At 61.3% G+C, this 3,226-nt stretch carries 1 protein-coding gene; it reads left to right on the forward strand.

The features are described 5' to 3' along the window. Positions 1–3,226: beta strand repeat-containing protein (locus tag KGB06_RS28865; protein WP_223521811.1), on the forward strand; the 3,226-nt coding region annotated here is incomplete at both ends.

A 3,226-nucleotide genomic window follows, 5' to 3' on the forward strand; every position in this document is an offset into this window, starting at 1 on the left:
ACAGACGGCAGCACCGCGACCAACCAGATCAACGTCAACATCATCGACGACCTGCCTCAAGCCGTGTACGACACCAACGCCAGCACTGCATCGGAAACTCTGCTGACCCTCAACGGCAACGTCCTGAGCAATGACGTGCAAGGCGCCGACCGCATACCGACCGGCCCCAGCGCCGGCCCGATCACCCCCGGTACGTTTGCCGGGACTTACGGCACGTTGGTGCTGAACGCCAACGGCACGTACACCTACACCCTGAACACCAGCAATGCCGATTTCAAAGCGCTGCACGGCAATGGCAACGGCACGGAAACCTTCGCCTACACCCTCACCGATGCCGACGGCGATTCCAGCACCGCCAACCTGGTGCTGAACATCCACAACGACGACGATCCAGTGACCCTCAACGGCCTCAACGTCTACGGCGGCGAACTGACCGTCTACGAGAAAAACCTCAGCGACGGCACCAACCCGAACACCCCGGCGCTGACCCAGAACGGCACTTTCACCGTGACCGCGCTCGACGGCCTGCAGACCCTTGATGTCGGTGGCATTCATGTGGTGGCCGGTGGCGTGCCCGCGGGCTTCCCGCAATCGATCGTCACACCGCTGGGCAGCACGCTGACGATCACCGGGTTCGACGCCACTACGGGCGTGGTCAGTTACAGCTACACCCTGGTGGATAACGAAACCCATCCAGCCGCCAACGGTAACAACAGCCTCACCGAAAACTTCGATGTGGTGGCGACAGACACAGACGGCAGCAGCGCGACCAACCAGATCAACGTCAACATCATCGACGACCGGCCTCAAGCCGTGTACGACAGCAACGCCAGCACCGCATCGGAAACCCTGCTGACCCTCAACGGCAATGTACTGACCAACGACGTACAAGGCGCCGACCGCGTGACCCTCGGGGAAAATGTCGGCCCGATCACCCCCGGCACCTTTGCCGGGACTTACGGCACGTTGGTGCTGAACGCCAACGGCACCTACACCTACACCCTGAACACCAGTGATGCCGAGTTCAAAGCCCTGCACGGCAATGGCAACGGCACGGAAACCTTCGCCTACACCCTCACCGATGCCGACGGCGATTCCAGCACCGCCAACCTGGTGCTGAATATCCACAACAACAACGATCCGGTGATCCTCAAAGGGCTCGATGTTTACGGCGGCGAGTTGACCGTCTACGAGAAAAACCTCAGCGACGGCAGCAGCCCCGATACCCCGGCGCTGACCCAAAGTGGCACCTTCGCCATTACCGCCCTCGATGGCGTGCAGACCCTGAGCGTCGGCGGCATCGCGGTAGTTACCAACGGTGTGACAACTGGGTTCCCGCAATCTGTCATGACTCCGTTGGGGAGCACGCTGACGATCACCGGGTTCAACGCCACGACTGGCGTCGTGAGCTACAGCTACACCCTGGCCGACAACGAAGCCCACCCCACCGCTAACGACACCAACTCACTGCCAGAGCAATTCGCCGTGACCGTGGTCGACGATAACGGCACCACCGCCAACGGCACGCTCGACGTCAACATCATCGACGACCTGCCTCAAGCCGTGTACGACACCAACGCCAGCACTGCATCGGAAACTCTGCTGATCCTCAACGGCAACGTCCTGAGCAATGACGTGCAAGGCGCCGACCGCATACCGACCGGCCCCAATGCCGGTCCCATCACCCCCGGCACCTTTGCCGGGACTTACGGCACGTTGGTGCTGAACGCCAACGGCACCTACACCTACACCCTGAACACCAGTGATGCCGAGTTCAAAGCCCTGCACGGCAATGGCAACGGCACGGAAACCTTCGCCTACACCCTCACCGATGCCGACGGCGATTCCAGCACCGCCAACCTGGTGCTGAATATCCACAACAACAACGATCCGGTGATCCTCAAAGGGCTCGATGTTTACGGCGGCGAGTTGACCGTCTACGAGAAAAACCTCAGCGACGGCAGCAGCCCCGATACCCCGGCGCTGACCCAAAGTGGCACCTTCGCCATTACCGCCCTCGATGGCGTGCAGACCCTGAGCGTCGGCGGCATCGCGGTAGTTACCAACGGTGTGACAACTGGGTTCCCGCAATCTGTCATGACTCCGTTGGGGAGCACGCTGACGATCACCGGGTTCAACGCCACGACTGGCGTCGTGAGCTACAGCTACACCCTGGCCGACAACGAAGCCCACCCCACTGGCAACGACGCCAACTCACTGCCAGAGCAATTCGCCGTGACCGTGGTCGACGATAACGGCACCACCGCCAACGGCACGCTCGACGTCAACATCATCGACGACCGGCCTCAAGGCGTGTACGACAGCAACGCCAGCACCGCATCGGAAACCCTGCTGACCCTCAACGGCAATGTGCTGACCAACGACGTACAAGGCGCCGACCGCATACCGACCGGCCCCAGCGCCGGCCCGATCACCCCCGGCACGTTTGCCGGGACTTACGGCACGTTGGTGCTGAACGCCAACGGCACGTACATCTACACCCTGAATACCAGCAATGCCGATTTCAAAGCGCTGCACGGCAATGGCAACAGCACGGAAACCTTCGCCTACACCATCACCGATGCCGACGGCGATTCCGGCACCGCCAACCTGGTGCTGAAAATCCACAACAACGATGACCCAGTGACCCTCAACGGCCTCAACGTCTACGGCGGCGAACTGACCGTCTACGAGAAAAACCTCAGCGACGGCACCAACCCGAACATCCCGGCGCTGACGAAGAACGGCACCTTCACCGTGACCGCGCTTGATGGCTTGCAAACCCTCGATGTCGGCGGCATTCATGTGGTGGCTGGTGGTGTGACGGCGGGCTTCCCGCAAACAATCGTCACGGCGCTGGGCAACACACTGACCATCACTGGCTACAACTCGACCACCGGTGTCATCAGCTACAGCTACACCCTGGTGGATAACGAAACCCATCCAGCCGCCAACGGTAACAACAGCCTCACCGAAAACTTCGATGTGGTGGCGACAGACACAGACGGCAGCACCGCGACCAACCAGATCAACGTCAACATCATCGACGACCTGCCTCAAGCCGTGTACGACACCAACGCCAGCACTGCATCGGAAACTCTGCTGACCCTCAACGGCAACGTCCTGAGCAATGACGTGCAAGGCGCCGACCGCATACCGACCGGCCCCAGCGCCGGCCCGATCACCCCCGGCACCTTTGCCGGGACTTACGGCACGTTGGTGCTGA

The organism is Pseudomonas sp. GL-B-19 (genome assembly GCF_019956415.1).
Lineage (GTDB): Bacteria > Pseudomonadota > Gammaproteobacteria > Pseudomonadales > Pseudomonadaceae > Aquipseudomonas.